Raw genomic sequence first — 1207 nt, forward strand, 5'->3', positions numbered from 1 at the left:
AAATCAAGAAAAAGGCCGAACAGGCCCCTCGGAACCAAGAAATGGAAGAACACAAAAAAGTCATATGAATTCACAAATACTCCGTGGATAAACGATATCGAAGTAGTTCCGATGCTTCAATAATATTTTTTGACTCCAATTCGCAATTCTTAGTTACTTCGACTGGATGCATTGAGTGCCGGAATAATTACGTCATAATTCGTTAGTTGATTGTATCATTAACCATTTCTTTTTTTTGGTGCCGAGGAACTTATCATGAATCCATTGGTTTCTGCCGCTTCCGTTATTGCTGCTGGATTGGCCGTAGGGCTTGCTTCTATTGGACCTGGAGTTGGTCAAGGTACTGCTGCAGGCCAAGCTGTCGAAGGTATCGCGAGACAGCCCGAGGCAGAGGGAAAAATACGAGGTACTTTATTGCTTAGTTTAGCTTTCATGGAAGCTTTAACAATTTATGGGCTAGTTGTAGCATTAGCACTTTTATTTGCGAATCCTTTTGTTTAATCCTAGAAATATGAAATACCTATTTTTCATATTTTATTGTTTTGGACTTGTCCTTTGTTTTTTTTAATTATATCAAGATTTCACTCTTCTAATTATTAATTATTTTATTTATTTGTTTTCGTTGAGAAAATAACCCGTGGGATGGGAAGGACTGATTTGAGGATGAGGAATTAGCATACCGATTCTCTTTTGTCCTTCCCATTCGTAGTTCAAGAGGAAGTGTTGCAACAAACCAAGTAGTTAAAAATTTTTGAAAAAAAAATAGATTTTGTATTCTATTTTAAATTTAAATTAATAATAATTAATTGCGAATTTCGAAATAGGAATATATATAAAAGAAAAATAGGTGAAGTGAGGAAAAAAGAACTCTGTTTGATTTGTTAGTCTATCTATAAGAGGAGAGCATATGAAAAATGTAACCGATTCTTTCGTTTCTTTGGACTACTGGCCATTCGCCGGGAGTTTCGGGTTTAATACCGATATTTTAGCAACAAATCCAATAAATCTAACTGTAGTCCTTGGTGTATTGATCTTTTTTGGAAAGGGGGTGTGTGCGAGTTGTTTATTTCAAGAATAGGCTGGATCTAACCAGCTGCATTTTTTGCCCTTATAACTAGGAAAGGAGGGGTGCATAATCTAGCGAATAACTTGGGAATAAATTAAGAAATTATATACAAGAACCATAGCATTTCGTGATTCATTGGTA

At 35.3% G+C, this 1207-nt stretch carries 2 protein-coding genes; both read left to right on the forward strand.

Going from position 1 to position 1207, the window contains the following annotated elements:
- Window positions 1–255 precede the first annotated feature (255 nt).
- Window positions 256–501: an ATP synthase F0 subunit C gene (gene atpE, locus EIZ48_RS31450; protein WP_082538615.1), complete on the forward strand. Its 246-nt coding sequence runs from the start codon at window positions 256–258 to the stop codon at window positions 499–501.
- A gap of 406 nt (window positions 502–907) precedes the next feature.
- A complete protein-coding gene (locus EIZ48_RS31455; protein ID WP_160658726.1) occupies window positions 908–1078 on the forward strand; it encodes an ATP synthase subunit B family protein in 171 nt (56 codons plus the stop codon).
- Window positions 1079–1207: the final 129 nt, after the last annotated feature.

This window comes from Photobacterium alginatilyticum (assembly GCF_009910675.1).
GTDB lineage: Bacteria > Pseudomonadota > Gammaproteobacteria > Enterobacterales > Vibrionaceae > Photobacterium > Photobacterium alginatilyticum.